The sequence below is a fragment of the Weissella sp. LMG 11983 genome, from assembly GCF_025908495.1.
In the GTDB taxonomy this organism is placed as follows: Bacteria; Bacillota; Bacilli; order Lactobacillales; family Lactobacillaceae; genus Weissella; species Weissella fermenti.
Window position 1 is genome coordinate 1,407,481 of record NZ_JAOZFD010000001.1, and the last position, 26,639, is coordinate 1,434,119.

The 26,639-nt window shown below is 44.7% G+C and carries 22 protein-coding genes and 2 pseudogenes; 21 read left to right on the top strand and 3 right to left on the bottom strand.

The window, feature by feature from the left end; all coding sequences use genetic code 11:
• The first annotated feature begins 15 nt into the window (after nt 1-15).
• The 17 genes and pseudogenes from OIT45_RS07085 to OIT45_RS07165 all read left to right on the top strand — a co-directional run bounded on the left by OIT45_RS07085 (nt 16) and on the right by OIT45_RS07165 (nt 20,472).
• Nucleotides 16-960: a nucleoside hydrolase gene (locus OIT45_RS07085; protein ID WP_199404614.1), complete on the top strand. Its 945-nt coding sequence runs from the start codon at nt 16-18 to the stop codon at nt 958-960.
• A gap of 160 nt (nt 961-1,120) precedes the next feature.
• Nucleotides 1,121-2,632, top strand: a complete 1,512-nt coding sequence (locus OIT45_RS07090) for a hypothetical protein (RefSeq protein WP_199404615.1) — start codon at nt 1,121-1,123, stop codon at nt 2,630-2,632.
• A gap of 188 nt (nt 2,633-2,820) precedes the next feature.
• Entirely contained in the window at nt 2,821-4,446 is a 1,626-nt protein-coding gene (locus OIT45_RS07095; protein WP_199404616.1) for a peptide ABC transporter substrate-binding protein, read from the top strand.
• A 355-nt stretch (nt 4,447-4,801) separates the two neighbouring features.
• A complete protein-coding gene (locus tag OIT45_RS07100) occupies nt 4,802-5,722 on the top strand; it encodes an ABC transporter permease (RefSeq protein ID WP_003607817.1) in 921 nt (306 codons plus the stop codon).
• A 10-nt stretch (nt 5,723-5,732) separates the two neighbouring features.
• Nucleotides 5,733-6,764, top strand: a complete 1,032-nt coding sequence (locus tag OIT45_RS07105; protein WP_135798426.1) for an ABC transporter permease — start codon at nt 5,733-5,735, stop codon at nt 6,762-6,764.
• A gap of 17 nt (nt 6,765-6,781) precedes the next feature.
• On the top strand, nt 6,782-7,885 hold the full coding sequence (locus tag OIT45_RS07110; RefSeq protein WP_199404617.1) for an ABC transporter ATP-binding protein: 1,104 nt from the start codon (nt 6,782-6,784) through the stop codon (nt 7,883-7,885).
• Nucleotides 7,885-8,838, top strand: coding sequence for an ABC transporter ATP-binding protein (locus tag OIT45_RS07115; RefSeq protein WP_199404618.1), 954 nt, complete (start codon nt 7,885-7,887; stop codon nt 8,836-8,838). Before OIT45_RS07110 ends, OIT45_RS07115 begins: the two co-directional genes overlap by 1 nt.
• 455 nt (nt 8,839-9,293) lie before the next feature.
• Nucleotides 9,294-11,323: pseudogene (locus tag OIT45_RS07120) on the top strand (DHH family phosphoesterase).
• A gap of 18 nt (nt 11,324-11,341) precedes the next feature.
• A complete protein-coding gene (gene rplI, locus OIT45_RS07125) occupies nt 11,342-11,794 on the top strand; it encodes a 50S ribosomal protein L9 (protein WP_003607811.1) in 453 nt (150 codons plus the stop codon).
• Nucleotides 11,795-12,109: 315 nt separating this feature from the next.
• Nucleotides 12,110-13,443 (top strand): annotated as a pseudogene (gene dnaB / locus OIT45_RS07130) (replicative DNA helicase).
• Nucleotides 13,444-13,515: 72 nt separating this feature from the next.
• Nucleotides 13,516-14,706: an MDR family MFS transporter gene (locus OIT45_RS07135; RefSeq protein WP_199404620.1), complete on the top strand. Its 1,191-nt coding sequence runs from the start codon at nt 13,516-13,518 to the stop codon at nt 14,704-14,706.
• Between the two features lie 18 nt (nt 14,707-14,724).
• Complete coding sequence (locus OIT45_RS07140) at nt 14,725-15,246, top strand: FUSC family protein (protein ID WP_199404621.1); 522 nt, start codon at nt 14,725-14,727, stop codon at nt 15,244-15,246.
• Nucleotides 15,247-15,360: 114 nt separating this feature from the next.
• Entirely contained in the window at nt 15,361-16,620 is a 1,260-nt protein-coding gene (locus tag OIT45_RS07145) for a M20/M25/M40 family metallo-hydrolase (RefSeq protein ID WP_199404622.1), read from the top strand.
• A gap of 917 nt (nt 16,621-17,537) precedes the next feature.
• The gene (locus tag OIT45_RS07150; RefSeq protein ID WP_199404623.1) at nt 17,538-18,713 is read left to right on the top strand and encodes an ATP-binding protein; all 1,176 of its coding nucleotides are present in this window, start codon (nt 17,538-17,540) and stop codon (nt 18,711-18,713) included.
• On the top strand, nt 18,694-19,890 hold the full coding sequence (locus OIT45_RS07155; protein WP_199404624.1) for a VWA-like domain-containing protein: 1,197 nt from the start codon (nt 18,694-18,696) through the stop codon (nt 19,888-19,890). Before OIT45_RS07150 ends, OIT45_RS07155 begins: the two co-directional genes overlap by 20 nt.
• A complete protein-coding gene (locus OIT45_RS07160) occupies nt 19,890-20,180 on the top strand; it encodes a hypothetical protein (RefSeq protein ID WP_003607801.1) in 291 nt (96 codons plus the stop codon). Before OIT45_RS07155 ends, OIT45_RS07160 begins: the two co-directional genes overlap by 1 nt.
• Nucleotides 20,164-20,472, top strand: coding sequence for a hypothetical protein (locus tag OIT45_RS07165; RefSeq protein ID WP_199404625.1), 309 nt, complete (start codon nt 20,164-20,166; stop codon nt 20,470-20,472). Before OIT45_RS07160 ends, OIT45_RS07165 begins: the two co-directional genes overlap by 17 nt.
• A gap of 45 nt (nt 20,473-20,517) precedes the next feature.
• On the opposite strand, the gene OIT45_RS07170 is transcribed toward OIT45_RS07165, so the two are convergent.
• The 3 genes from OIT45_RS07170 to OIT45_RS07180 all read right to left on the bottom strand — a co-directional run bounded on the left by OIT45_RS07170 (nt 20,518) and on the right by OIT45_RS07180 (nt 22,343).
• A complete protein-coding gene (locus OIT45_RS07170) occupies nt 20,518-20,913 on the bottom strand; it encodes a YbaN family protein (RefSeq protein ID WP_199404626.1) in 396 nt (131 codons plus the stop codon).
• A 75-nt stretch (nt 20,914-20,988) separates the two neighbouring features.
• The gene (locus OIT45_RS07175; RefSeq protein WP_264329962.1) at nt 20,989-21,849 is read right to left on the bottom strand and encodes an IS3 family transposase; all 861 of its coding nucleotides are present in this window, start codon (nt 21,847-21,849) and stop codon (nt 20,989-20,991) included.
• 8 nt (nt 21,850-21,857) lie between these two features.
• On the bottom strand, nt 21,858-22,343 hold the full coding sequence (locus OIT45_RS07180) for a helix-turn-helix domain-containing protein (protein ID WP_264329904.1): 486 nt from the start codon (nt 22,341-22,343) through the stop codon (nt 21,858-21,860).
• Between the two features lie 150 nt (nt 22,344-22,493).
• On the opposite strand from OIT45_RS07180, the gene ispE reads away from it, so the two are divergent.
• The 4 genes from ispE (at nt 22,494) to OIT45_RS07200 (ending at nt 26,625) form a co-directional block, all read left to right on the top strand.
• A complete protein-coding gene (gene ispE / locus OIT45_RS07185; protein WP_199404529.1) occupies nt 22,494-23,351 on the top strand; it encodes a 4-(cytidine 5'-diphospho)-2-C-methyl-D-erythritol kinase in 858 nt (285 codons plus the stop codon).
• Nucleotides 23,352-23,589: 238 nt separating this feature from the next.
• Nucleotides 23,590-24,645 carry a BMP family lipoprotein gene (locus OIT45_RS07190; protein WP_003607797.1) on the top strand — a complete coding sequence of 352 codons (1,056 nt, stop codon included), beginning with the start codon at nt 23,590-23,592 and terminating at the stop codon, nt 24,643-24,645.
• Nucleotides 24,646-24,719: 74 nt separating this feature from the next.
• Nucleotides 24,720-25,778: a BMP family lipoprotein gene (locus tag OIT45_RS07195; RefSeq protein ID WP_135798414.1), complete on the top strand. Its 1,059-nt coding sequence runs from the start codon at nt 24,720-24,722 to the stop codon at nt 25,776-25,778.
• 85 nt (nt 25,779-25,863) lie between these two features.
• A complete protein-coding gene (locus OIT45_RS07200; RefSeq protein ID WP_003607793.1) occupies nt 25,864-26,625 on the top strand; it encodes an SseB family protein in 762 nt (253 codons plus the stop codon).
• Nucleotides 26,626-26,639 lie beyond the last annotated feature (14 nt).

Genomic DNA, 26,639 nt, shown 5'->3' on the forward strand with positions numbered 1-26,639 from the left:
GAGGAGAATGGAAAAATGGCTCAAAAGAAGATGATTTTGGACTTGGATGCAGGTGTTGATGACGCCTTGGCTTTGGCTTATGCATTGGCAACGCCTGATGCAGATTTGATTGGAATCACATCATCATACGGAAACAATGTACAAGACATTACGTCTGTAAACAGCTTGAAGTTGTTGGAGTTGTTGGGAGCAACGGACGTGCCGGTCTTCCGCGGGGTGGATCACTCATTGAACACGAATAGTTTCGAGGCGATGCAAGTCTCAAAGGACATCCACGGTGACAATGGTATCGGTAACGTTGTTTTGCCTGAACCAAAGCGCCCAATCGAAAATCAATCTGCTGTCGACTTCCTTATTGAAGCCGCTCACGAATATGCAGAGAACTTGGTTATCGTGCCAACTGGTCCTTTGACTAACTTGGCCTTGGCATTCAAGAAGGATCCTGAAATTGCTGAGTTGATTGGAAATATCACGATTATGGGCGGTGCGCTAACAGTACCTGGTAACGTAACCCCTTATACTGAAGCAAATATTAATCAAGATGCTGAAGCCGCCGATTATGTTTTCAAGAATGCCAAGCACTTGGTGATGGTTGGACTAGACGTTACGTTGCAAACTTTGCTTACAAAGAAGGAAACGCAACAATGGCGTGACTTGGGTACCGAAAAGGGACGTGCCTACGCTGACATCATGGATTATTACATTGATGCTTACTACAACTTGGATATTAACAAGGCAGGAGCAGCATTACACGATCCATTGGCTGTTGGTGTAGCGGTTGACCCAAACTTGGTAACCTTGCTACCGCTTAACATGCGTGTTGACCATGAAGATGGTCGCACGATTGGTGATTTGAGTCGTTTAACAGATCCAGTCAAGAACACATACGCAGCTGTTGCAGTTGATGCGCCATTTTACTTGGAACGCTTCATGAACTACATGGCAATTGCATTGCGTTAATTTAAGCTGATAAAGCCGTTCGTTTGAACGGCTTTTTTATTGCCCAAAAATTTGTCATTCAATTTAATAACGTCTTTTCAAAAAAGGAAACTGTCTTAAACAGGCAGATGACGTCGTTATTCTATTAATACAAGACAATGTAGATTTGGGGAATAGACAGATGATTGAGTGGATTTTTGGTAAACGAGAGTATGAAAAAATACAGCTGTTAAACCTACTGGTTGCTAATGAAAATCAAACCAGCCTAATTTCCGATTTGATGCGTCAACTGAGATGGTCGAAGTACCTAGTGTTGAGTGTCATTGAAGAAGTAGCCATTGATTTGCAAGACTTTTATAAAGACCATCAAAATCTACTGATACTGAGTTCAGATAGACGGATTGTGACGCTAGTTTCGGTCAGACAAATTAATGTTGAAGCACTGGCTGCCCAGTACTTTCATCGGACAGCTAGTTGGCAGATGCTAATTAGTATGTTGAATGAAACGATGCACTCGTATACGTATTTTGCAGAACATTATCTTTGTGCAGTGGGGACAGCCAGAAACACGAAGGTTATGCTCGAAAAAAACCTAGCGAAATATAATGTGGTGGTTTCAAACGACTATCACCTAAAAGCACGTTCGGAGTCTCGCTTGCGATTAATGTTTGTTGATCTTTTTAGAACATATTGGTGTGAGAAGAATACCCCTTTTGACACTGATACTGAAAAGATGATTGCGGAAACGATGAGCTGGTTATACAAAGAGGTAGCTGTGGTTGGTGCCTTGCAAATATCTGCTATTCAGGAAATTAAAATTTATCTAGGCGTTTTATTTTTGCGGGTAAAAAAGCGTCATTTCACGTCGGTTGAATGGGTGGATGAGATACTGCAGGATAATGAACGCTTGACGGGCAGCAGTAAGGTCATCGTGCAACGATTAACGAACCAATTAATTAGTCAAATTGGCATCAGTGCCGACGTAGCGCAAGCAGAGTCGCGCCATTTTTTAGTCTTTCTGTATGCACTGGGCATTTTTGCGGACGCCGACGAATATTTATGTGTAACTGATGACCTGACTCGACAACAAGACAAGTTGGTGGAAGTGGTAACTGATGAAGTGAAAGCATTGAGTGACTTCGAATTTTCTAACACACAAATCAATCGTTTGCGTCACTACTTAACGCCTAAATTAATCCAGTTGTCAGCTAAGTATGATGTTAGATTTAGTGAATATGACAAAGCCACCGTTAAGGAAGGGTTTCCAGAAATTGATTATATTGTGGGACGGATTATCGACAAATTTAGAATGTCCATCGCGATGGAGGAAGGAATGATTAACAACGCGTTGTATATGACATTATCGATGTTAATTTGTTTGTTGTGCCAAAAAGAACGGTTATTTCCCCCGATTAGGTTGGAGGTGGATTTACCGGGTTTGCCAGGAACACGACAAATAATCATCAATATTATTTTGGGGATGCCGGAATATAATGTGGTGGTGAGTACACAACATGATTCAGAAATCGATGTTGTTATTTCAAACGCTAATCGACAAGATGTTGCCCAACAAAACTTATTTGAATGGCAAGGTCTGCCAACGAATAAACAGTTACAGCAATTACGCGTCAGATTGCGTGAATTGAGATTTGAAAAAGTAATAAAACGCATAAAAAACGTGAAAACGACATGAAAATGAGTAATATTCTCATTTTGTAAAACGTTGATAAACCGCGGTGTTTAAACGTTTTAGTGCCTAGAATTCAAACATAATTCATGGTTTGTATTAAAAAATGACATTGCTTCTCATTTTCGTCCAGGATATGATACATGCATATTGAAAAACGTTATTTACATTTTCTGGATATGGGGAGTTATTTTATGAACAAATTGTTGAAGACATCAGCATTGTTGTCAACGGCCTTGATTTTGGGATCAACGGTTGCACCTTTGACAGCAGATGCTGCTAAGTACAAGACGATCAACTGGACTGAAGGTGCCGACTTGGGAACGATGGATCCTTCAAAGTCTACTGCTGCTGTTGATTTTGATGCGTTGCAAGCCACTGGTGATGGTTTGTACCGTAACGACAAGTCAGGAAAGCCAGCTTTGGCTTTGGCTGAGTCTGTTGAGAAGTCAGAAGATGGCTTGTCATTGACGTTCAAGTTGCGTTCAGGTTTGAAGTGGTCAAACGGTGACGCTTTGACGGCGCACGACTTTGTTTACGGATGGCAACGTACGAACGATCCTAAGACGGCATCACAATATGCTTACTTGTTCTCAGGTATCAAGAACGCTGACGCTATCCAATCAGGTGAAAACACTGATTTGTCATCATTGGGTGTAACTGCAGTTGATGACACGACTTTGGAAGTGCAATTGGAAAAGCCAATGCCACAACTTGAGTCAGTATTGACGATGGCACCATTCTACCCACAAAACCAAAAGTTTGTGGAAAAGGTTGGTAAGAAGTACGGAACTGCTGCTAAGTACACGTTGTCATCAGGTCCATACATCTTGAAGGACTGGACTGGTTCAAACAACAAGTACTCATTGGTAAAGAACAAGAACTACTACGATGCAAAGGTAGTTAAGACGCCTAAGGTTGTTGTTCAAACAATCAAGGACCAAAACACGGGTTACAACTTGTACAAGTCAGGTAAGGTTGACTTCACTAACTTGTCACCTGACCAAGTTAAGGCTTCAAAGAAGAACAAGGCTTACAAGGTTATCCCACAAGCTTCAACGTTCTACATGGAGTTTAACCAAAAGAAGGTTAAGGCATTGGCTAACCAAAAGATTCGTCAAGCCATCTCATACTCAATTGACCGTAAGACTTTGTCAGACAAGATTTTGACGGGAACTGCAACGCCAGCAACGACGTTTACTTCAACTAAGTTGGCTGTTGATCCTAACACGAACAAGGACTTTGCTAAGTCAGCCGAAGTAAAGGGTGCAATTGCATACGACAAGACTAAGGCTAAGAAGTTGTTCAAGGAAGGTATGAAGGAAGCCGGCATTAAGAAGTTGACGTTGCAAATGGTAACGGACGACACTGACGGTGCAAAGCGTACTGCACAATTCTTGCAATCACAAATGGAAAAGTTGGACGGTTTGAAGATCGACATCAAGCCGGTACCATTTAAGCAACGTTTGGCTTTGTCACAAGAAAAGAAGTTTGACTTGGTTATCACTGCTTGGGGAGCCGACTACGGTGATCCATCAACGTTCTTGGACTTGTACACGAAGGATTCATCATTCAACAACGGTTCATGGGATAACGCCCAATACAACGAGTTGATGCAAGCTGCTAAGACGACTGACGTTAACGACGACAATAAGCGTTACGAAGACTACAAGCAAGCAGAGCAAATCATCGACAAGGAAGTCGGTGTGGCACCTTTGTACTACCGTTCATACGCTACGTTGTTCCGTACGTCAGTTAAGGGTGTTGTTATGAACCCTGCTGGTGCACCTTACGACTGGAAGTGGGCATACAAGAAGTAATTTTGATTGCCGAATCAAAACGACACTTGTTTGTTAAGTTTGAATAGACAACACGCATCTATCTACTATGGATAGATGCGTGTTTTACATATAGGGCGAGTGTTAAGTCGTCCCGGAATCTGGACAAACATATCAAAATCTATGTAAACGCTAACAAATTCGTAAGTGTTAAGAAATTTTGATTCTCATGTGATATTACCTGACAAACCCTTTTACAATCGTGTGTTGTCTGGTAAGATTAGAAAATACTAATAAAAACTATGGATATGTGAGAGATATCAACTTCGTCTTTAATTAAACGTAAGTGATCCTTTCATAATATGAATAGCAGGAATAATAGGGGAAGGTCATCGCTATGATCAAATATTTACTTAAGCGACTAGCAATCATTATTTTGACGCTGGTGCTGATTATCTCAGCGACATTTTTCTTGATGAAGCTGATGCCTGGTTCACCGCTTGCGAATGCTGAGCGTTTGTCTGAGGCACAACAAAAGATGATTGAAGCACAGTACGGCTTGGATAAGCCAATTTTCATTCAATACGTCACTTATTTGTGGGATGCCTTGCATTTTGACTTCGGTGTGTCATTCCAATTCGCTAACCAAGAAGTTTCAACGTTGATTGCACAACGTATGGGACCTTCAGCGCAATTGGGAATTCAAGCTTTGATCTTCGGTGTAATCGCCGGTATCGGACTTGGTTCAGCAGCTGCCGTTCGTCGTAACACAAAGACGGATACAATCTTGTCAATCATTGCCGTTTTGGGAATTTCAATCCCATCATTCGTGTTTGCGGCTTTGTTGCAATACTGGGTTGGTTTGAAGTTGGACTGGTTGCCAATCGCTGGTTGGAAGGGCTTCTCTTCTACTATCTTGCCAACAATCGCGTTGGGAATGGCGCCTTTGGCAACGTCAGCTCGTTTCATCCGTACAGAAATGGTGGATGTCTTGGGTTCTGACTATATTGAATTGGCACGTGCCAAGGGATTGTCAAAGCGTGAGGTGATTTGGAAGCACGCAATGCGTAACTCATTGATTCCGTTGGTAACGTTGATTGGACCAATGGCGGTTAACTTGATGACTGGGTCAATCGTTGTTGAGTCAATCTTCTCAATTCCAGGAATCGGTAGCCAATTCGTTTCATCAATTTTGACGAATGACTACCAAATCATCATGGGAACGACGATTGTCTACGCCATGATGTTGATGGTTGTGTTGTTGATTACGGATATCTTGTACGGTGTTATTGACCCACGTATCCGTTTGGCAAAGTAAGGAGTAGCACATGGCTGAACAAGTAAATTTGACGGCAGATGACTTTAAGCTGCTTCCAGCGGATCGTCATGTCGATAACGAAAAGATTATGAAGCCTTCATTGAGCTTCGCTAAGGATGCTTGGCGTCGTTTGAAGAAGAACAAGGGAGCCTTCATCTCATTGTGGATTTTGGTATTCATTTTTGTGGCAGCATTTGGGTCTGCCCCAATCGCCAACTCAAAGTCAACGTCACACCAAGATGTGACGTTGCAAAACTTGCCACCGCGCTTACCGGGTGTCTTGGGAGATATTCCAGGGTTCACTGGTGAGGCGAAGTTGGATGGTGTCAAGGTTGATTCATACGATTCAGCTGGCGTTTCAAAGAAGAAGAACTTCTGGTTTGGAACTGACCAATTTGGTCGTGACATCTTCAAGCGTGTCCTTTACGGAACGCGTATCTCATTGCAAGTTGCGTTGATTGCCGCTGCCATGGACTTGGTCTTTGGTGTCACATACGGAATTGTTTCCGGTTGGCGTGGTGGTAAGACCGACATCGTGATGCAACGTATCATCGAAGTTATTTCATCAATTCCTAACTTGGTTGTTTTCGTTTTGTTGATTTTGATTTTGAAGCCCGGTATGTTGTCAATCGCATTGGGTATCGCAATGACATCATGGACGTCAATGGCGCGTTTGATACGTGCGCAGGTATTGACGATTAAGGAACAAGATTACATCTTGGCCGCTCGTACATTGGGATCATCAGCATGGCGTATTGGTTTCCGCCACTTGGTGCCAAACTTGAGTTCAACAATCATTGTGCAATTGATGTTCACAATCCCATCAGCAATCTTCTTCGAAGCATTGTTGTCATTTATTGGATTGGGAATTCCAGTGCCAATGGCCTCATTGGGTACGTTGTTGAATGATGGACAAAAGGCTTTGCAATTCTATCCATACCAATTGGTAATTCCAGCACTTATCTTGGCTGTCATCATGATTGCCTTTAACTTGCTTGGAGATGGTTTGCGTGACGCCTTTGACCCTCGTACGAAGGATTAATGGAAGAGAGTTAAGACATGGCAGAAAAGATTCTTGAGGTTAAGGACCTTAAAATTAATTTCCGAACTTACAACGGTAAGGTACAAGCCATCCGCGACATTTCATTTGATTTGTACAAGGGTGAGACGCTTGCTATCGTGGGTGAGTCTGGTTCAGGTAAGTCTGTTACAACACGTTCATTGATGGGCTTGTTGGCAAAGAACGCTGAAGTTGAACACGGTTCAATCAAGTTCAAGGGCGACGAAATCATTGGTAAGTCAGAAGAAGACATGCAGCACTTGCGTGGTTCAGAAATTGCCATGATTTTCCAAGACCCAATGACTTCTTTGGATCCAACGATGAAGATTGGGCAACAAATTGCCGAACCTTTGATCAAGCACAAGAAGATGAGCAAGAAGGATGCCTGGGCAAAGGCATTGGAAATGATGAAGTTGGTTGGTATTCCAAATTCAGAAAACCACATCAACGACTATCCGCACCAATTCTCAGGTGGTATGCGTCAACGTATCGTTATTGCGATTGCGATGATCAACAACCCTGAAATCCTAATTGCCGACGAGCCAACAACGGCTTTGGACGTTACAATCCAAGCGCAAATCTTGGACTTGATGAAGAAGATTCAAAAGGAAATCAATTCATCAATCATCTTCATCACCCACGACCTTGGTGTTGTGGCTGGTATGGCTGATCGTGTGGCGGTTATGTATGCCGGACAAATTATTGAAATTGGAACTGTTGATGAAGTATTTAACTTCCCACAACACCCATACACTTGGGGCTTGTTGAACTCAATGCCAACGACGGAAACGGCGCGTGGTGAGTTGGAAGCAATCCCAGGTACGCCGCCTGATTTGTTGGAGCCACCTGTAGGTGATCCATTTGCGGCACGTAACAAGTACGCTTTGGCAATCGATGAAAAGCAGAAGCCACCTTTCTTCAAGCTATCAGAGACGCACTTTGCGTCAACGTGGTTGTTGGATGAACGTGCGCCAGAAGTTGAGCCACCATTGGAAGTACAAAAGCGTTGGGCTCGCTACCAAGCTGAGCACCCAGAAGCTGACCGTAAGAAGGCAGTCGCCGGCGACGCAACGGCAGTTCTTGGAACGGAGGTTAACAACTAATGGCTGAAGAAAAGAAGAAGTTAGTTGAAATCAAGGGACTTGATATCACGTTTAACAAGGGCCGTAGCAACGAAACGAAGGCTGTTCAAAACGCAACTTTCGACATTTACGAAGGTGAGACGTTTGGTCTTGTTGGTGAGTCAGGTTCAGGTAAGACGACAATCGGTCGTACGATTATGAAGTTGTACGAACCATCAGCAGGTGAAGTTTTGTTTGATGGCAAGGACATTGCTAAGTTGAAGAAGCGTGGCGAATTGTCAGAATTCCGTCAAGCAGTTCAAATGATTTTCCAAGACCCACAAGCGTCATTGAACTTGCGTATGAAGGTTAAGGATATCGTTGCTGAAGGAATCGACGTTAACCACTTGGCCGCCAGCGACGAAGAGCGTTCAAAGCGTGTGGAAGATTTGTTGGAGACGGTTGGTTTGAACCGTGACCACTCAAACCGATACCCACACGAGTTCTCTGGTGGACAACGTCAACGTATCGGTATCGCCCGTGCGTTGGCTGTGCAACCAAAGTTCATCATCGCCGACGAGCCAATCTCTGCCTTGGACGTTTCAATCCAAGCGCAAGTTGTTAACTTGATGAAGCAATTGCAAAAGGACAAGGGATTGACGTATTTGTTCATTGCCCACGACTTGTCGATGGTTAAGTACATTTCTAACCGTATCGGTGTTATGCACTGGGGTAAGATGGTTGAAATTGGACCAGCCGACGAAGTTTACAACAAGCCTTTGCACGATTACACGCGCTCATTGTTGAGTGCCATTCCAGTTCCAGATCCATCAGTTGAGACGGCCCGTGAGCCAATCGTTTACGATCCAACTGACGAAATGGACGGACGTGACCGTGAGATGGTTGAAATTGCACCTGAACACTTCGTTTGGGCTGCAGAAGACGAAATCGAGATGTACAAGCAACGCGCTCGCGAAGCTGGATTGATCGATTAACAAGCAACGCACCTGACGTTATGTTGGGTGCGTTTTTAGTAACAAAGCCCTCATGCACCGGATTTTATTCCTTAGCATGAGGGCTTTATTAACTACTTGATTTTAAAAACTCTAACGTTTAGTATTTCCCAAATCACAGCGATGATTAGCACAAACAATCCCCAGAAAATATGGTGTTGAGCGTACAAAAATAAAGTTAAAATAATACCGGTTCTGGGCAGGTACTTTAGTACTGTATTCATAATGATTATTGTTTCGCAATCTTCAAATTTGCTTCCCTTTCAGGTGATACAGTAAATGATTATAATAACGATGTGTGTATAGGAATTATTTTGTATTTAACGTAATCAGAAATTTAATTGATTGAACAGTTTTTACATAAAAAAGCCATTATTTAGCGGTTCAAGTCTATTTGGTAATCATGGTATACTACTTTATAAAGAAACTATTAAGGAATGGGTTGGGTGATACGCGTGAAAAATTTGGATGCTTTACCGGCGTTCTTCCAAAATCGGCGCCTCGCTTGGATGGCAGTGCTCGTCTCGGTGATGGCAATTATCGGCGCGATTTTAGCCTTTATGGTGAATTGGGTTGCCGGAATTGTCTGGCTGGCCTTGGTTGTGATTGCTTTGATGGTCATATTCAAGACCTTGCAGATTATTGGCGAAGACACCACACACTATATTGAAATCTTTCATACCGCGTTAATCGTGGTGAACAAGAAGCAATTATTCAGATGCCTTTGGGGGTCGTTTTGTTCAATGAACAGAACGAAGTTAATTGGGTGAACCCTTATCTACAAAGTTTCCTTGGGGAACGTGTCATCGTTGGTCGACCATTGCGGGAAGCTTCCGTGCAATTGGCTGACTTGATTAAGCGATGGCCGGATGAAGATAAGCGTGTTACGCAATTACACTGGTTGGATCGTGTATTTAATGTACAGGTGCAACCCGAACTACGTGCTGCATATCTGCTGGATGCTACTGACTCAGCGCAAGTCATGAGTGACTACGAGGCGCACAAGTTATCCATTGGAATCGTTTCATTGGATAACTATGACGAAGTATCTGAAGGGATGAATGACTCGGACGCTTCTGCATTGCGTACATTCGTGACGAAGACGTTGTCAGACTGGATGGCTGAACACAAGATTTACGTACGTCGTTTGGCTGTCGATCGTTATATGTTGATTGGTTATCGTGATGGTTTGCGACGCGCTGAGGCGGATAAGTTTAATGTGTTGACTGCCGTGCGTGAAGCGACTTCAATGCAGAATACACCAATTACGTTGAGTATTGGAATTGCCTACAAGGAAACGGCGATTGATGTTTTGGCGCAGAATGCCCAAGCTAACTTGGACTTGGCGTTGGGCCGTGGTGGTGATCAAGTTGTTGTGAAGTCACCAACCGGGGACGCCCGTTTCTACGGTGGAAACACAAACCCGATGGCTAAGCGTACCCGTGTGCGCGCGCGTGTCATTTCGCAAGCTTTGGCTGACTTGATGACCCAAGCAGACCAAATTTTCATTATGGGACACAAGCGTTCTGATATGGATTCGTTTGGTGCTGCGCTGGGTGTTCGCCGTTTGGCTCAAATGTTGGGTAAGCCATCATGGGTTGTCTATGAAGAGAGTGGTCATGAGCACTCAGATATTAAGTTGTTGCTACAAGAGCTTAAGGCTGATCCATCTGATCAGTCTGCCATGATGGCGCCTGCACAGGTGATGTCAGAAGCTACTGAACGTAGTTTGTTGGTCATGGTGGATCATTCAAAGCCATCGATTTCAGAATCACCGGAAGTTTATCAACAACTGTCTGAGCGAGTTGTGATTATTGATCACCACCGCCGTGGCGAAGAGTTCCCTGATGAACCGCAATTGGTTTACATTGAGTCCTATGCGTCATCTACATCTGAGTTGGTAACGGAACTGTTTGAGTATCAACCACGTCGTGCAAAGGGATTGTCTCGTATTGAGGCGACGGCGATGCTGGCTGGTATTCAGGTTGATACGAAGTCATTTACGTTGCGTTCTGGTACACGAACGTTTGATGCGGCTAGTTATCTGCGTTCAGTTGGTGCTGATGGTAAGATGTTGCAAGACTTCATGAAGGAAACCGTTGATTCATATCGTGAGCGTGCCCACTTGATTGAGCGTGCGCAAATTCATGATAATGCGGCAATTGTCATTGGTGAAGATGATGTGCAATATGATTCAGTTGTGGCTGCTCAGGCTGCGGATGCGTTGTTGCAGATGATTGGAATTGAGGCGTCATTTGTGATTTCACGACGCGATGACAATACAGTTGCCGTTTCGGCGCGCTCAACTGGGTCATTTAATGTACAATTAGTAATGGAAGCAATGGGCGGAGGCGGTCATTTGAGTAATGCGGCAACGCAGGTCTCAGAGACGACGACCACTGCCGTCTATGAACAATTGTTATCTGTTCTTGCGGGAACAAATGATGATGGTGATAATGAAGATTAATAAGTGAGGTCGATAATCATGAAGGTGATTTTCTTGGAAGATGTTAAGGGGCGCGGTAAGAAGGGCGAAGTTAAGGAAGTTCCTGATGGCTACGCTAACAACTTCTTGATTAAGAACAAGAAGGCTGAGCCTGCAACTAACGCAAATGTTTCTGCATTGCGTGGTCAAAAGAAGGCAGCCGATCGTGAGGCCGCTGAAGAAAAGGCTGAAGCTGAGGCTTTGAAGGCTAAGTTGGAAGACGACAAGACGGTTGTTGAGTTGAAGGCAAAGGCTGGAACTGACGGTCGTTTGTTCGGTGCCATCTCATCAAAGCAAGTTGTTGAAGCTTTGGAGAAGCAATTCGGCTTGAAGATTGATAAGCGCAAGATGGATATGAAGGAGCCAATCCGTGCATTGGGCTACCGTACTGTTACGGTTAAGTTGCACCACGATGTTGAGGCAAAGATTCGCATCCACACTGACGAGCAATAAAAGAGCATAGAGCAATGTATTTTGGTCGCAGACCAAAAATCGGATATCCGGAGCTAAGAGGAAAATTTCTCTGTGCGCTGAAAGCGTGCGGAAAATTTTTATCTTAGCGCAGTGATATCCGAAATTGCGCCAGGCGTTTAAAAAGAGCATAGCGTAAACGAACAGTCGGCATAAAATGCCGGCTGTTTTTGTGTATAATAGATTCTATTGAATAAACAAAAAGGAGGCGTCCCCATGGCAGATGAAACAGAAACGACTGCGCTTAGCGTGCCACAAGATGTGACCGCTGAACAAGCCGTTTTGGGTTCTATTTTGTTGTCGACTGACCCGCAGGATTTGATTGCGGACTTGATGACAATCTTGGAACCATCTGACTTTTATCGAACGGCACACCGTTTAATCTATGCGGCAATTTTGAAGCTGGATGAAACGCAACGTGCCATCGATATTTTGACGATTACAGATGAACTGAATAAGGATAATCAAGTCGAAAACGTGGGTGGCATGGCCTACCTGACTGAATTGGCATCAACGGTGCCGGTTGCCGGCAACGCACTTTACTATGCGCGTATCGTGCGTGAAAAGTCGATTCGTCGCAACATGATTGATACGTTGCAGAACAGTTTGACGCAAACGTATGAAGGGGCGGATTCGGTTGATGACGCCGTGGCTGAATTGTCAACGAAGCTGGATATGATTAATGGGGGCGAGAAGAGCGCCGACTTTAAGAATATCGCGGACGTTGTTGAAAAGTCATTCGAGCAAATTGAGCAAAACTCTCGCACGACCGAGACGGTTACAGGGTTGGCGTCAGGTTACCCAGCTTTGGATAATCTGACGACTGGGTTCCACGGTGGCGAAATGATCATTGTGGCCGCGCGTCCGGCCGTTGGTAAGACGGCGTTCGTTTTGAATATTGCTCAAAAGGTTGCGGTGGCTGACCCAAACTTGCCGGTTGTTATTTTCTCACTGGAAATGCCGGACACTTCATTGGTTAACCGTATGTTGGCGGCTGAAGGAAACATCAACTCACAGCACATGCGTACTGGTCAATTGGATTCCGAAGAATGGAATGCGTTGGCCGTTGCCATGGGTTCATTGGCAAATACCAAGATTTATATCGATGATACGGCTGGTATCAAGGTGACGGAAATCCGTTCGAAGTTACGTCGTCTATATAAGCGTGAAGGCCAAATTGGCTTGGTTATTATCGATTACTTGCAGCTGATTGAAGGTACTGGAAGCGAAGGGCGTCAGCAAGAAGTCTCAGCTATTTCTCGTGCAATCAAGATGATGGCCATGGAAATGGATGTGCCAATTATCGCGCTTTCTCAGCTTTCTCGTAGTGTTGAACAACGTCAAGACAAGCGTCCGATGTTGTCAGATATCGTGAATCTGGATCAATCGAGCAGGACGCCGACATCGTTGCTTTCTTGTATCGTGATGATTATTACGAGAAAGCTAACGATGATTCGGATAATCCAAATGATCCACGTGATGAAGAACAACAAGATGTCGGAGAAATCGAAGTCATCTTGGAGAAGAACCGTTCTGGTGCGCGTGGAACCGCCCGTTTGCTATTTGTTAAGTCATACAACAAATTCTCAAACATTGAATTCCATGCTGAAGAACCAGGTGGATTCGGGTAATACAAACAGACATTAACGGGGTTACCAATTTGGTAGCCTCGTTCTCTTTTTTCAAAATAATGGAGGTAAGGGATGCAAACAAACGAACAAGGCATGTCAATTCGCTGGTTGCTGACAGCTAGTTTCATCAACAGTGTTGCCTTTGGTTTTATTTGGCCACTAACATCAGTGTACTTACACGATGAGCTATATCAAACGCTAGTCATTATTGGTTGGGTCATGATGGCCAATGCCGTTGGTCAGGCGGTTGGATCGTTAGTCAGTGGTCGCTTATTTGACCGCTTTTCACCACACAAACTAATTCAATTTGGGACGGTGGCCATGATTGTGTTGCAAGTGCTGTTCATCCTCTTCCACGGGTGGCCAACTTATGCGGCTATTTTGGCCGTAGTTGGTTTCTTCGGTGGCTGGAATACAGCTGCGATTAATTCGTACGGCACGTATGTCCGTAGCCACGACGGCCGATTTGTCTTTAACATGCTGTACTTTATGGGAAACTTTGGTATGGTGTTTGCGACGGCGGCTGTTGGACCGATTTATACGTACGGTATTACATGGTTGTTTATCCTGGCTTTGATTATGTATATTGTCCTTTTGTTCATTGTGCGTTCACATTTCAAAATTAAAGTGGAACGTACGGAACAAAAGACAACGAAGTCAAGTTTCAAATTACCCAAATGGAATTGGCGCTTGGTTTACACCGGCGTCATTGGGTTGATGGTCTTGTGGATTTCTTATTCACAATGGCTCGGTAATTTGTCGGTTTACATGTCGAGCGTGTTGAAGTTGCCATTGTGGCAATACTCAATGCTATGGACGATTAACGGTATTTTGATTGCTGTTATTCAACTTGGCATGAACGCATTGAACCTGTCAGCTAATCGCAAATCAATGTTCATTCAAATATTCGCTGGCTTGTTGATGTTTGGGTTGGCATTCTTGATTTTGCCATTCGCCAAGACGTTTACTGGGTTTGCGTTGGCGATGGTGGTCACAACGATTGGTGAAGCGACGGCTTTCCCAATGATTCCAGCGCTAGTTAATGAACTAACACCAATGGAATTGAAGGGCCGTTACCAAGGTTTGACAGCAGCAGCACCGTCCGTTGGTCGTGCGATTGGACCTTTGTTGGGTGGTGCCGTGATTGAACAGAGTGGTTATGGCTCATTGTTCTATGGCGGAGCAGGTGTGGTCTTTATTGCCTTTGTCGGCGTTGCAACGATGATCTTTATTGGTCATCGTCATGCAACACAATACGAATAACAACGAGGAAACAACTGTATGAAATTAGGATCATTTCGATTGGGGATGCGCACGTTTAAAACGGGATTAGCTGTCATGATTATCGTGGCAATTTTCGTCCTCATAAATCGTGGTAATCCTATGATTGCAGCACTTTCAGCTGTGTTTTCGCTCAGACAAGATTTTGAGACGACGGTTGAGTTTGGTAAGTCGCGTGTGTTAGCCAATGCCTTGGGTGGTGGCTTTGCAATTGCGTACTTTTTGATTTACGAATACTTCAATGAAGCTAGTTTGGTCCAAATTCTGGTGTTGCCAACTTTCTTAATGTTGTTGATTTCAATCAATGACGGCATTGGTAACAACAAAGGAATTATAGGATCGACGGCGGCTTTGCTGATGATTGCGCTGACGATTCCAGCAGATGCGACATATATGTATGCCGTGGAACGTGTGTTTGATACGTTCATCGGAACGGTAGTCGCCATCTTGATGAATATTGGCGTGCATCCAAAGAAGCCAGAAGAAGTCGTTGCTGAGATTGAGGCACGACAACAACGTTAATAGAGTAAAAATGTTCACAGCGATTAAGTATCTCTTATGATACTTAATCGCTGTTTTGCGTATTGGGGCCACATAGATAAAATTACATGAGAAGTTTTAAAGGTGGGAAAAACTATGCGGGAACAAGAAAAATTAACAATACTAAAGGACCTGGTTGCCATTAACACAGTGGCGGCCAACGAAACATCGGTAGCGGTTTATTTGCAGGATGTCTTTAAGCGTCATGGTATCGAAAGTCAGCTAGTGGCTGATGATTCACAACGTGCAAACATTGTGGCGGAAATTGGGGATGGTGAAGGACCAGTGCTGGCGTTTGCTGGCCACATTGATACGGTTCACGAAGGTGATTTAGATACCTGGTCAACAGATCCGTTTGAAGTGGTTGCAAAGGATGGTCGCTTGTATGGTCGTGGCACGACGGATATGAAGGGCGGTATCGCTGAATTCTTGATTGCAATGATTGAGTTGCAAGAATCTGGTGCGCCATTGCATGGAACGGTGCGCTTCATCGCCACGGTTGATGAAGAAAAGACGGAAGCTGGGGCAAAGCTGCTAACTGAGCGAGGCTACTTGGATGATGTTGAAGCAATGGTAATTGCTGAACCAACTGGCGTGGCGTTAGACGACATTGATGATTATTTCCACAGTGGTGGTGCGGTCATCGATCCGGAATCTTTGGCTGAGTTGAATGAAAAGAAGCGTGGTAGCAAGGCGCCGGAACAACACTTTATCTTTCACGCACACAAGGGCTTTTTGGCTTATGAAGTGACAGCGAAAGGAAAGGCAGCACACAGCTCGATGCCGAAGTTGGGCATCAATGCGATTGACCATTTGATTACCTACTATCTAGCTGAGAAGCAATTCTATGCAGAACTACCAGAAGTTAGTCCAGTATTGGACCGTACGTTATATGGCCCTGACGTCATTCAAGGCGGCCAACAACAAAACTCGGTTCCTGATTCAGCGACATTGACGGTGCTAACGCGTATCATTCCGGAGTTGCCACCTGAGGAGTTGATTGGCCGGTTGAAAAAGCTGATGGCCGATGTGATGGCGACGGATCCGCAAATGGATTTGCGTTTGAATGTTAAGGCGTATGACGGTGCGGTTGTCGCACCAAAGGATAGTGAGTTGATTCGATTGATTCAGCAAACGATTCCAAAGTATTTGGATGAGCCAATGGCTGCACCTGCGATTGCGGTGTCATTGGGAACGGATGCGTCACAATTTATCAAGGCGAACCCAAACATGCAACTTGCGGTCATCGGACCGGGTAACGCAACGGCGCACAAGGCCGATGAGTATGTTGAAGAAGTGGCGTATTTCAAGGTGATTGACCTGTTCAAAGATGTTGCGACGGATTATTTGAAGTAAAGTTCCCTTTTTATTAGGCGAATTTCGAAGTGTTCCGTATAATTCATAAATGAATTGATGCTTCGATTGCCAATCGTCACGATGACGCTCATATCAAACGCGCAAACAATGAGCTAGTCTTAACCTGGTATTGAATCAACGACATGAGACCTTCCCTTGGAAAACGAAGTGTACAGATGGACGAACCTGTTAACTCATGTCATGATACTTTGCCAAGCGATTGTCGCGTACAGAAAGACAACTGAAACACCATGGTAGCCACCAGATGAACTTAAAGCATCTGGTGGCTTTTCTTATTTAGTTTGGTGGTTTGTGTCCGTCCTGACGGCCGGAGTGACCTGCCCCTTCTTTTGGCTCGCTGACCCAAGTGGACCATGACCTGTGGGGAGCGGAGTCCACGCCGATGGCGCGTACACCTTTACCTCCTCGTGGCTCTAAGCGGTAAAACCGCTAAGAGGCCACACCCACGGGTCAAGGTCCACTTGGGTCTATACGCTCGGCGGGGCAGGTCACAGCAGCCAAGCAATACTATGTTTGTTTGATTTTCATCCGACGCGAAATTTCAGGGTGAACAGTTTGCTCATTTATTTCCTGGTGGATGATTATCTCAGACGGACTAGAACATCTTGGTTGCTGTGGCTGGGGGCGCCCCACGTGTAGAAAACGGACATGGCTAAACCTGTGGGGGTACTACTTAGGGATTTATCCCTTAGTAGTACGGAGGGTAAAGGAGTACGCTGCAACGCAGTGGACTCCGCCTCCCACGGTTTTGACATGTCCGGTTTAGCGGGCCAAAAGAAGCCCCCAGCCACTCGACGCAACGCGTCGACACAAACCACCAACTAACTTTTAAAACCAAAAAGGGTTTGAAACAGCGTAAACTATAAGTAATTAACAATAGATTGAGGAAAAACGACATGGCACTTTCATTTCAGGAATTAGTAACGGCAGTTCCACTCGTGTTGCGAGGTGGTAATGTGCCTAATATTGTCGGTGAAGCTGGTATTGGTAAGTCAGCATTGGTCGCTGAAATTGCCCGTCAAATGGGTGCAACGCTCTTTACGACGGTTGTTTCTTTGTCAGAAAAGGGCGACTTGGCTATTCCAGTACCACCTTTGACCAGCGATGCTTATGTTGAAACTGAGCAGTATGGCTCATTGGCTGATGTGAAGTACGGTTACACGCACACGTTGATTGAGATTATTGAAGCGGCGCAAGCACACCCAGGCAAGCCAATCATTTGGTTCTTGGACGAGTTTAATCGTGGCTCACAAGCGGTTCAAAGTGAGTTGATGAATTTGGTCTTGCAACGCCAAATTAATTCATTGATTTTGCCAGCCGAAGTGAAGCTGGTGATTGCTGAAAATCCTGATGAAACGATGGCTGGATTTGAAAATGCCGATTACGGGGTTGTGGCTGGTGATGCGGCCATTAAGGATCGTACAGTGCGTTTGGTGATGAAGGTTGATGTTGCTGACTGGTTGGCGTGGGCAGCGACTGAAGATAAGACAAAGCAACGACCAAACATCCATGAGATGATTCAACGTTACCTACAAGAAGATGCGACGCAACTTTACCCAGCTGAACGTGGGGATGACTTAAATCCTACGCCACGTGCTTGGCAACGTGTGTCAGATAATTTATATGAATTATTGACCTTGCCAGAAGCGACTCAGCAAGCGTTGGTTTTTGACATTGTGGCTGGTGACCTGGGTGAAGCTGCTGCGCAACGTTTCGTGCAATTTATGCAAACGAATCAAGAGACATTGACGCCCATGGATATCTTTGTAAGCCAACCATGGGGGCCAGAAGTGCCGGAACAAGTGATGACGAAGTTCGTTGGTTTGCCTGAAGTACAAAAGTTGGCCTTGTTGAAGTCAACGTTAGCCGCAGTTGATATTGCCCAAGAAGATAACGCCGGTCGCTTTACGCAAATTTTGACAGCAACGGCCAAGGATGGCCAATACGCAGTCGTTAAGCAATTGGCAGCGGGTAACTTGTTGGAGCAGCTGTACAGCTCAACTGGTGAGCACGCAAAGCAACTTTACGATGTCATCACGAAGGTGGCCGCCTATGACCTATCAGAAGATTGATGAACTAGTTCAAAAAGCCACGATGAAATTGTTGGACGAAAGCCGGTTTTATGGTGAAGTCGTCTTACGATTAAATCGTGTGTACGATGACACGGTTGGCGGTACGATGGGACTTTCTTGGCAAGCGCCATTTTGGGAGTTGCGTATTAATCCGATTTTATTCGAAGAAGTTTATCACTCGGTTGCGGATGTTAAAGGTGCACTGACCCACCAAGTGCTACACATGGTGTGGGAACACCCAATTCGTTATGCAGATAAAATTGCTGAGAATGCGGCTGAGGCCAAGATGGTCGGCTTAGCAACTGACTTATCCGTTAATCAATATATTCGTGGTGGTTTTCCTGGTGCCCACACGTTGGCTGAAGTTGAAGAAATGATTGAATTGGATTTGCCAACGTATGCCGATTCAAGTACCTATTACAATTTACTGCATCCGTTGATGGATACGATTGATAACGAAGGGGCCAGCTCACAGTTGCCTGGTGACGATCACAAAGGGTGGTCGACAGGTGCTGAGGCTGGCGAAGAAGCAGAAGCAGCTTTGCGAAATGTGGTTGCCGATGCGAATCACGATGCGCTAGTTGCGGGCCGCGGTAATATGGCGGGCGAAGTTGAACGCCAGATTGAACAACTATTGGCGCCACGACGTAACTGGCGAGGCTTGTTGCGTAAGGCGATGAGCAACGTGCCAGCAGGCAAGCAAGATAGTCGTGCTCGTTTCAATCGTCGCCAACCATATCGCATGGAATTGCCGGGCCAAGTGGACGCGACACAGACTAAGATTGCGGTCTTTATCGATAATTCAGCGTCAATTTCAGATGATACGGCGAGCCGCTTTATGGCTGAAGTAGCACAGATGCAAAAACAACTTGCAGCGACAGTTGATTTCTTTGCCTTCGACACTGAAGTACATGCGATTGATAAAAATTGGATTGCCGATGGTCGCCGTCGCGCTGGTGGTGGCACGCGCTTTACAACGATTTTTGAAACGTTGCAGTCAGAGCGATACCAACCGCAGAGTACCGTCGTGGTTATCTTTACCGATGGTGACGGTGAACAAGAATTGCCAGCTAATCGTTATCGTCGATTAGTGTGGGTTTTGCCAACCGACGCGACACTTTCAGTTTTGCAACCGGTAGGCCAAGTTGTGACATTAACAAAATGGGAGGACAATTAATGGCGCTTGATCCATTGATGTTACGTGCCGTGATTTTGCGGGCACCACAATACGAACGTGCAGTTGCTTTGTTGTGGAATGAATGGAATCGCTTCGTAGTGAGTCATCCGATTTCACCAACGACAATTGCAGCAACCGATGCGCAATTTGCGATTGCATTATACGAAGCGGACTTAGTTGAACAAGCTGATGTCGCAGATGACTTTGAACAATTTATTGAAACAAACCAACAATGGTTAGGCGATGATGCCGCAAGTTGGTTAGAGGAGTGGCATGATGGCAGAGAATGATTTGAACCCAATTGATTTGCGATCATTTATTAATAAGGATCGTCGCTACGAGCGTGCCGAGGCCCTTATCAAGGGAACTTGGGAAGAGTTGTTGTTGTCACAACCTTGGGGGATGACAACGATTAATATGGCAGATGTCCAATTTGCTGAGGCGTTGTTGCAAGCGAACTTGGTACAACCAGTTAAGCAAAAGTTTGAGACGTTGTCTGATGTGCAACAATTCATTCAGGCGAATAGTGTTCGATTGACACCGGATGTGATTGCGTCACTTAAGGGGCGCTTTGATATGTAACAAAAAATCTCGACCGCAGTTTTTCTTGCGGTCGAGATTTTTTAATTATTCAGCATCATCGTCTGGTAGGAACCAATTGTTCATCCACCAGCCACGGTAGAAGCCTTCCATTGAGATAATTTGGCTAAGCGATGCACCGATTAACGTGAATTGGAGCCATGTCTTGCCAGAAGTAAAGAACGGAATACTCATCATAGCTGCGGTTACAAGATAGATGACGATGCGTGCACGTTGAGTCAAACCGCGGTGGTAGATGCCTTCGTGCACATATTTTTGATAGTGTTTGTTTTGGGTTAACCAGGCGTGAAGTCGCTCTGATGAACGGCCCCAGAAAAATGCCGTTAGCAAGTAAAAGGGCGTCGTTGGAATGCCGGGCACCCAAATCGTTACGGTTCCAATACCGAACGTGATTAGCCCGAGCAAAATGTAGAGATAGCGCATATGAGCAACCTTTCATTGTATAGTTCTTTAAGTATACAGGAGATGTGAACTGAACCCCAAAAATTGGAGTGAAGTTTAAGCAGATAACTGGTCGGAAAGATTTCGGTATTGAACCGGAGTTTTTCCGGCCAGTTTTGTTTTTATCCGCTTGTTGTTGTAGTAATAGACATAGTTAGTTATGGCGGACTTTAATTCGTCATAGCTTTGATAGTGGTTGTTATGTACCGTTCCTACCTTCAAGATGTGGAAGATACTCTCAGCCATTGCGTTATCTAGGCATGTCGCTTTGCGACTCATGCTTTGGAACACACGGTTAGTCTTTAACCGTGATACATACTCATAATTTTGATACTGGAAACCTTGGTCAGAGTGAATTGTCATTCGATAATTCAACTCTGGTCTGTTTTCTAGCAGCTCATCTAACGGCTGTGTGACAAACTCGACGGTTGGATTTAAATCGATATTCCAAGTGAGAATTTCACCACTATAAACGTCGATATATGCAGTGAAATAAGCACGTTCTGCCATTGTGCCTGATCCCCAGCGAACTTCCGTGACGTCAGTGAGAACCTTCTGATATGGACGGTCCGTTGTGAACCGACGGTTAACACGATTTGGTGATATGTGACCAACAGTGCCAGCGTAAGAATTGTACTTCCGTGTTAAACGTTTGAAAGCAGTACAGAGAAGCCCATTGATCTTCATGATTTTCAGCACAACCTTATGGTTGGTATTGAAGTCACGATTACTAAGTTCTTGTGTGACACGACGATAACCGTAGTCGGGGTTATCGTCACGAATTGATGTAATCGCATCGATCAACTCACGTGGATACTCCTTGTACGCACGCTTGCACGAATCGTGATAACTACTGCTAGACATCTCAGCTACTTGAAGAAGCAACTTTAATTTGCACTTCAATTCTTGCCTTAGCACAGTGATTACTACCGCTTTGTCTTGGTTTGTAATTTTTTCTTTTCCTGTGCTAAGGCCTCTAGTTTTTCCAGATAGGCCACCTTGATGCGAAGTAGTTCGTTCTCTTCTTCAAGCTTCTTAATCTTGTCGTGTTCTTGCTTATTCATGGTTTGGTTCCGCCTTCGTTTATCAGGTTTTAGACGACCGGATTCCAACGCGCGTTCCCACTGCCAAATTTGAGCAGGAGTCCGTATACGGAACTTCTTCGCTGCTACAGGTAGAGAAGCGTGATGTTCTAATCGCCATCTTATAACCTTGATTTTAAAGGAGTATGAATAGTTTGTCTTGCTTCGACTTGGATTATTAAGACCTTCGATCCCAAGCATCTTAATGTTGGTTAGCCAATTAAGAATGGTGGCGTCACCTTTGATTCCAAACTTCTTCCGTATCTGCTTAGGTGGCACGCCTTTCAGATACATACTAACTGCTTCAAGTTGTACTTCCTTTGAAAACATAACAAAACCCCGTAAGTTAGATTTACTCCAACTTACGGGGTTCAGTTCAATGTCCGATAAATGGGGCTTTTTTCAAGCAAGGTCGATTGTTTCGTAAACGGTTGCAAATTGCTATAATGAAAGAAACTCTGCGAAAGGATGACCGTTAACATGGAAATTTTAGAACGCGCATATGCGAAGCTTAATATTAGTCTTGATACGCCATTTGCGCATGCTGATGGCGAACAAGAATGGGACATGTTGATGGTTGCGATTGATTTGGCTGACACAGTCACAATTCGAACAACGACAGATCATCAAGAGATTATCGTTGAATCGACAAGTGGCTTGTTGCCATTGAACGAAAAGAATTTAGCCTATCAAGCGGCTGAATTGATGCGCGAACGGGCGGGTGTATCTGAAGGGGTGGAAATTCATATTGACAAGCACATTCCAGTGGCAGCTGGACTTGGCGGTGGATCATCAGATGCGGCGGCCGTATTGCGAGGTTTAAATAAAATCTGGCATATGACTTTAACGGAAGCACAACTTGCGGAAATTGGTTTAAAAATTGATGCCGATGTGCCATTCTGTGTTTACTCACGACCAGCACGGGTGACGGGACGCGGTGAAATTGTGGCGCCACTCTCACAAAAGTTTCCACCGCTATGGTTGGTTGTGTCGAAGCCAGCAATTAGTGTGTCGACGCCTAAAATTCTGAAGATGATCGATTATGACAATTTGGAACACGGGGATATGTCAGCGTTGATGGATGCCGTTGAGCGTGGCGATTTTGATGCTGCGTTTAAGGGGATGTTTAATGTTCTTGAACCAGTTACAGCGTCAAAGTATCCAGAAATTGTGAAGCTGAAAGAGAAGATGCGCAAGTTTGGGGCGGATGCGGTTCAGATGTCTGGTACGGGTCCAACGGTATTTGCAATTACTGATAAGGCATCACGAGCAAAGCGTTTGTACAATGCTGTCCGTGGTTTTGTGCCAGAAACGTACATGGTTCGACTGGTAAACTAATAAAAAATGATTGAGCGACGGGAATCGTCGCTTTTTTTGTGCGCCTGAACGGGGTAAGTTCGTGTTATAAACGTTTTACTCGATATTCCCGAACTTTTTAAAACGATTAACTGTGAATAAATTGTGAATAAACGAATATAATCGTTTACTTTTATGAATTTGTTCGTTATATTTATGGCATAGATGAATTGGTCATCGAAAAAAATAAATGGGTTTTTCATAAAGGGGAAAAAACAACATGGCTTCAAACGTAAAGATGTGGATTGCTGGTGCTGCGGTAGTAGTAATCGCTGGTGGCGCATACGCCGCACTATCTGGAAACAAGTCAGCTTCAGGTGAAGCAGGTAAGACATCAGTCGCATTGGTGACTGACGGTGGTGGAGTTGACGATAAGTCATTCCAACAATCTGCCTGGGAAGGCTTGGAGAAATGGGGTAAGGAAAACGGCGTTAAGCAAGGTAAGAATGGTTACACTTACTATCAATCAAAGTCACATGCTGATTTTAAGACGAATTATGATCAAGCTGTGTCAGCCGGTTTCAAGAACATTTATGGTATTGGGTTCCAATTGACTTCAACGGTTAACGAAGAAGCCAAGAAGCACCCAGACACGAACTTTATGATTGTCGATGACATCGCCAAGAAGCGTGACAACGTTGTCTCAGTAACGTTTAAGTCAGAACAATCATCATACTTGGCTGGTGTTGCTGCCGCTAAGACGACTAAGACGAACAAGCTTGGCTTCGTTGGTGGTATGGAATCAGCAGTTGTGAAGACATTCGAAGCTGGTTTCGTTGCTGGTGCAAAGTCAGTTAACCCTGACATTCAAGTTGACGTACAATACGTCGGTAGCTTTACTGATGCCGGTAAGGGTAAGACGATTGCGGCTTCAATGTACCAAAACGGTACTGATGTGATCTTCTCAGCTGCTGGTGGTGCCGGTGCCGGTGTCTTCACTGAAGCTAAGGACTTGAACAGCGAAAAGAACGCTGCTGACAAGGTTTGGGTAATCGGTGTTGACCGTGACCAAAACGATGATGGTGCTTACACGGCGAAGGATGGTAAGTCAAACTTCACGTTGACGTCATCAGTTAAGAAGGTTGGTAAGGCCGTCGTTGACGTGACTGAAATGGCAGCTAAGGACAAGTTCCCTGGTGGTAAGCAATTGGTGTACGGTTTGGACGACAAGGGTGTTGCTGTAACACGCGGAAACATGTCTGATGAAGCTTGGCAAGCTGTTCAAGCAGCCCAAAAGAAGATTGTTGATAAGGAAATCACAGTTCCTTCAAAGTAATTTGGTTAAATGAGACGTTGTGCGTTTAGACGCATGACGTCTTTTAATTTGGTTATATTCATTGAGGGAAAGAGATGAAAAAAAGTGTAATTATTGGTGTTGTGGCAACAGCGCTAATAGCGACTGTTGCTGGGATGATGATGACAAGTCGTCCAACTGAGGCGCAAACTGAACCGATTCAAGCAACGGTAGCCATGATTACAGATGGCGCTGGTGTTGATGACCAGTCATACCAAGAACTTGCTTGGCGAGGTATTAAAAAATATGCCTTGGAAACAGGGTTGGCTGAGGGGCTTGATGGCTACCAATCTTTTCACGCCATAACGGCAACGGAGTCGCAGCAAGCAATTGCCGATGCGGTTAATGATGGTTTTAAGACGATTTTTGCGGTGGGGTATCGCAAGATTAAGGCCGTGGACGAAGCGGTTGAAAAGTATCCCGACCGTGATTTTGTCATGATTGGCGATGTTGCGCAGACGCGACCAAACGTTGTCTCGGTAACCTTTCAAGCCAATCAATCATCATATCTAGCTGGTGTTGCCGCTGCTAAGACGACGAAAACAGACACAATCGGACTCGTTTGTGGTGAAAAGTCGGTTGTTATGGAAGCGTTTGAGGCTGGCTATATTGCTGGTGCACAATCAATTAATCCAGACATTAAGATTTTGCATGACTATGTTGGCGATTTTAAAAATGATGCAACTGCCAAAACGTTGGCGAATAATATGTATCAAGCTGGTGCTGACGTAGTTTATCAAACAGCAGGTGGCGCTGGTCAAGGGGTCTTCGAAGCCGCACGATCAATCAACGAAAAGCGCCGTAGTGCCGCAAAGGTTTGGGTAATTGGCGTTGATACGAATCAATCACAAAGTGGCCGTTACCAGGCGTTGGATGCATCTTCAAACTTCACGCTAACATCAGCATTAAAGCGTGTGGATCAAGTCGTTTATGACATCGCTAACTTAGCGATGAAGGATGATTTCCCTGGTGGTGAAAACCTCGTCTATGGACTCGAGAATGATGGCGTATCAGTAACACGTGGACGTATGAGTACCGAAGCTTGGATGGCTGTGCAAGATGCAAAGCAAGCTATTTTGGACAAGCAGGTCGTTGTACCAGAAACATTAGATTAGGTTATCTTCTTCAAGACCTTTTTCCAACACGATTCGTTTTAGTTGGGGTATACTAACAAAAAATAAACGAATGAGGAATTTGACCATGGCAGATGTGATTTTCAACCGTCCACTAGAAAATGAAGATCTTGAAGCAACGCTAGATGCTTACGAGAAAGATGTTAACCCTGAAACTGAGCATGATTTCATCGCAATGTTGGGTGCTGCATCATTGCTAGCACCAGTACAAGTTGATGCTGAATTGACTGACAATGGTGATGGTACTTTCGTAATTGATTCAGAAGTTGCCGCACAATTGAACTACCAAGTCATCCAAAACTCAAAGGGTGAAGTATTCTTCCCAGCTTTCACGAGCACAGAAGAATACAACAAGTGGTCAACTGAAGCTGAAGGGGTTGTTGCCTTGACTGTTTCATTGGAGACTTACGCCGCTTTGATGTCAGCTAACCCTGATACTGGATTGGTTATCAATGCCTACGGTCAAAACGTTGTCATGAACCAAGACAACATGAACTACGTGATGGCAACGTTGACGCAAATGCGTGAGCAAGACCCTATCACTTTGGAAGATCCTGTTGATGATCAAACAGAGTTCGCAGCTAAGTTGGCTGAGGGCATGGGTGAAGTTTTGCCTGACTTGCAAACTGTTTGGGCCATCGATTTGGTTCGTGCACCAGAGCGTGCATTGATTTACGTTATCCACACGGATGGTGAACTTGAAGAAGCAAAGGCACAATTCTTTGCCTTCGCACAAATGGCTGGTGCCCCAGCATTCACGAACGTATTGGGTGTTCAAGAAATTGGTTACCCACGTGCAGCTGCATTCGCACCAATCTACACAAAGTAATCTATTAATTTGAG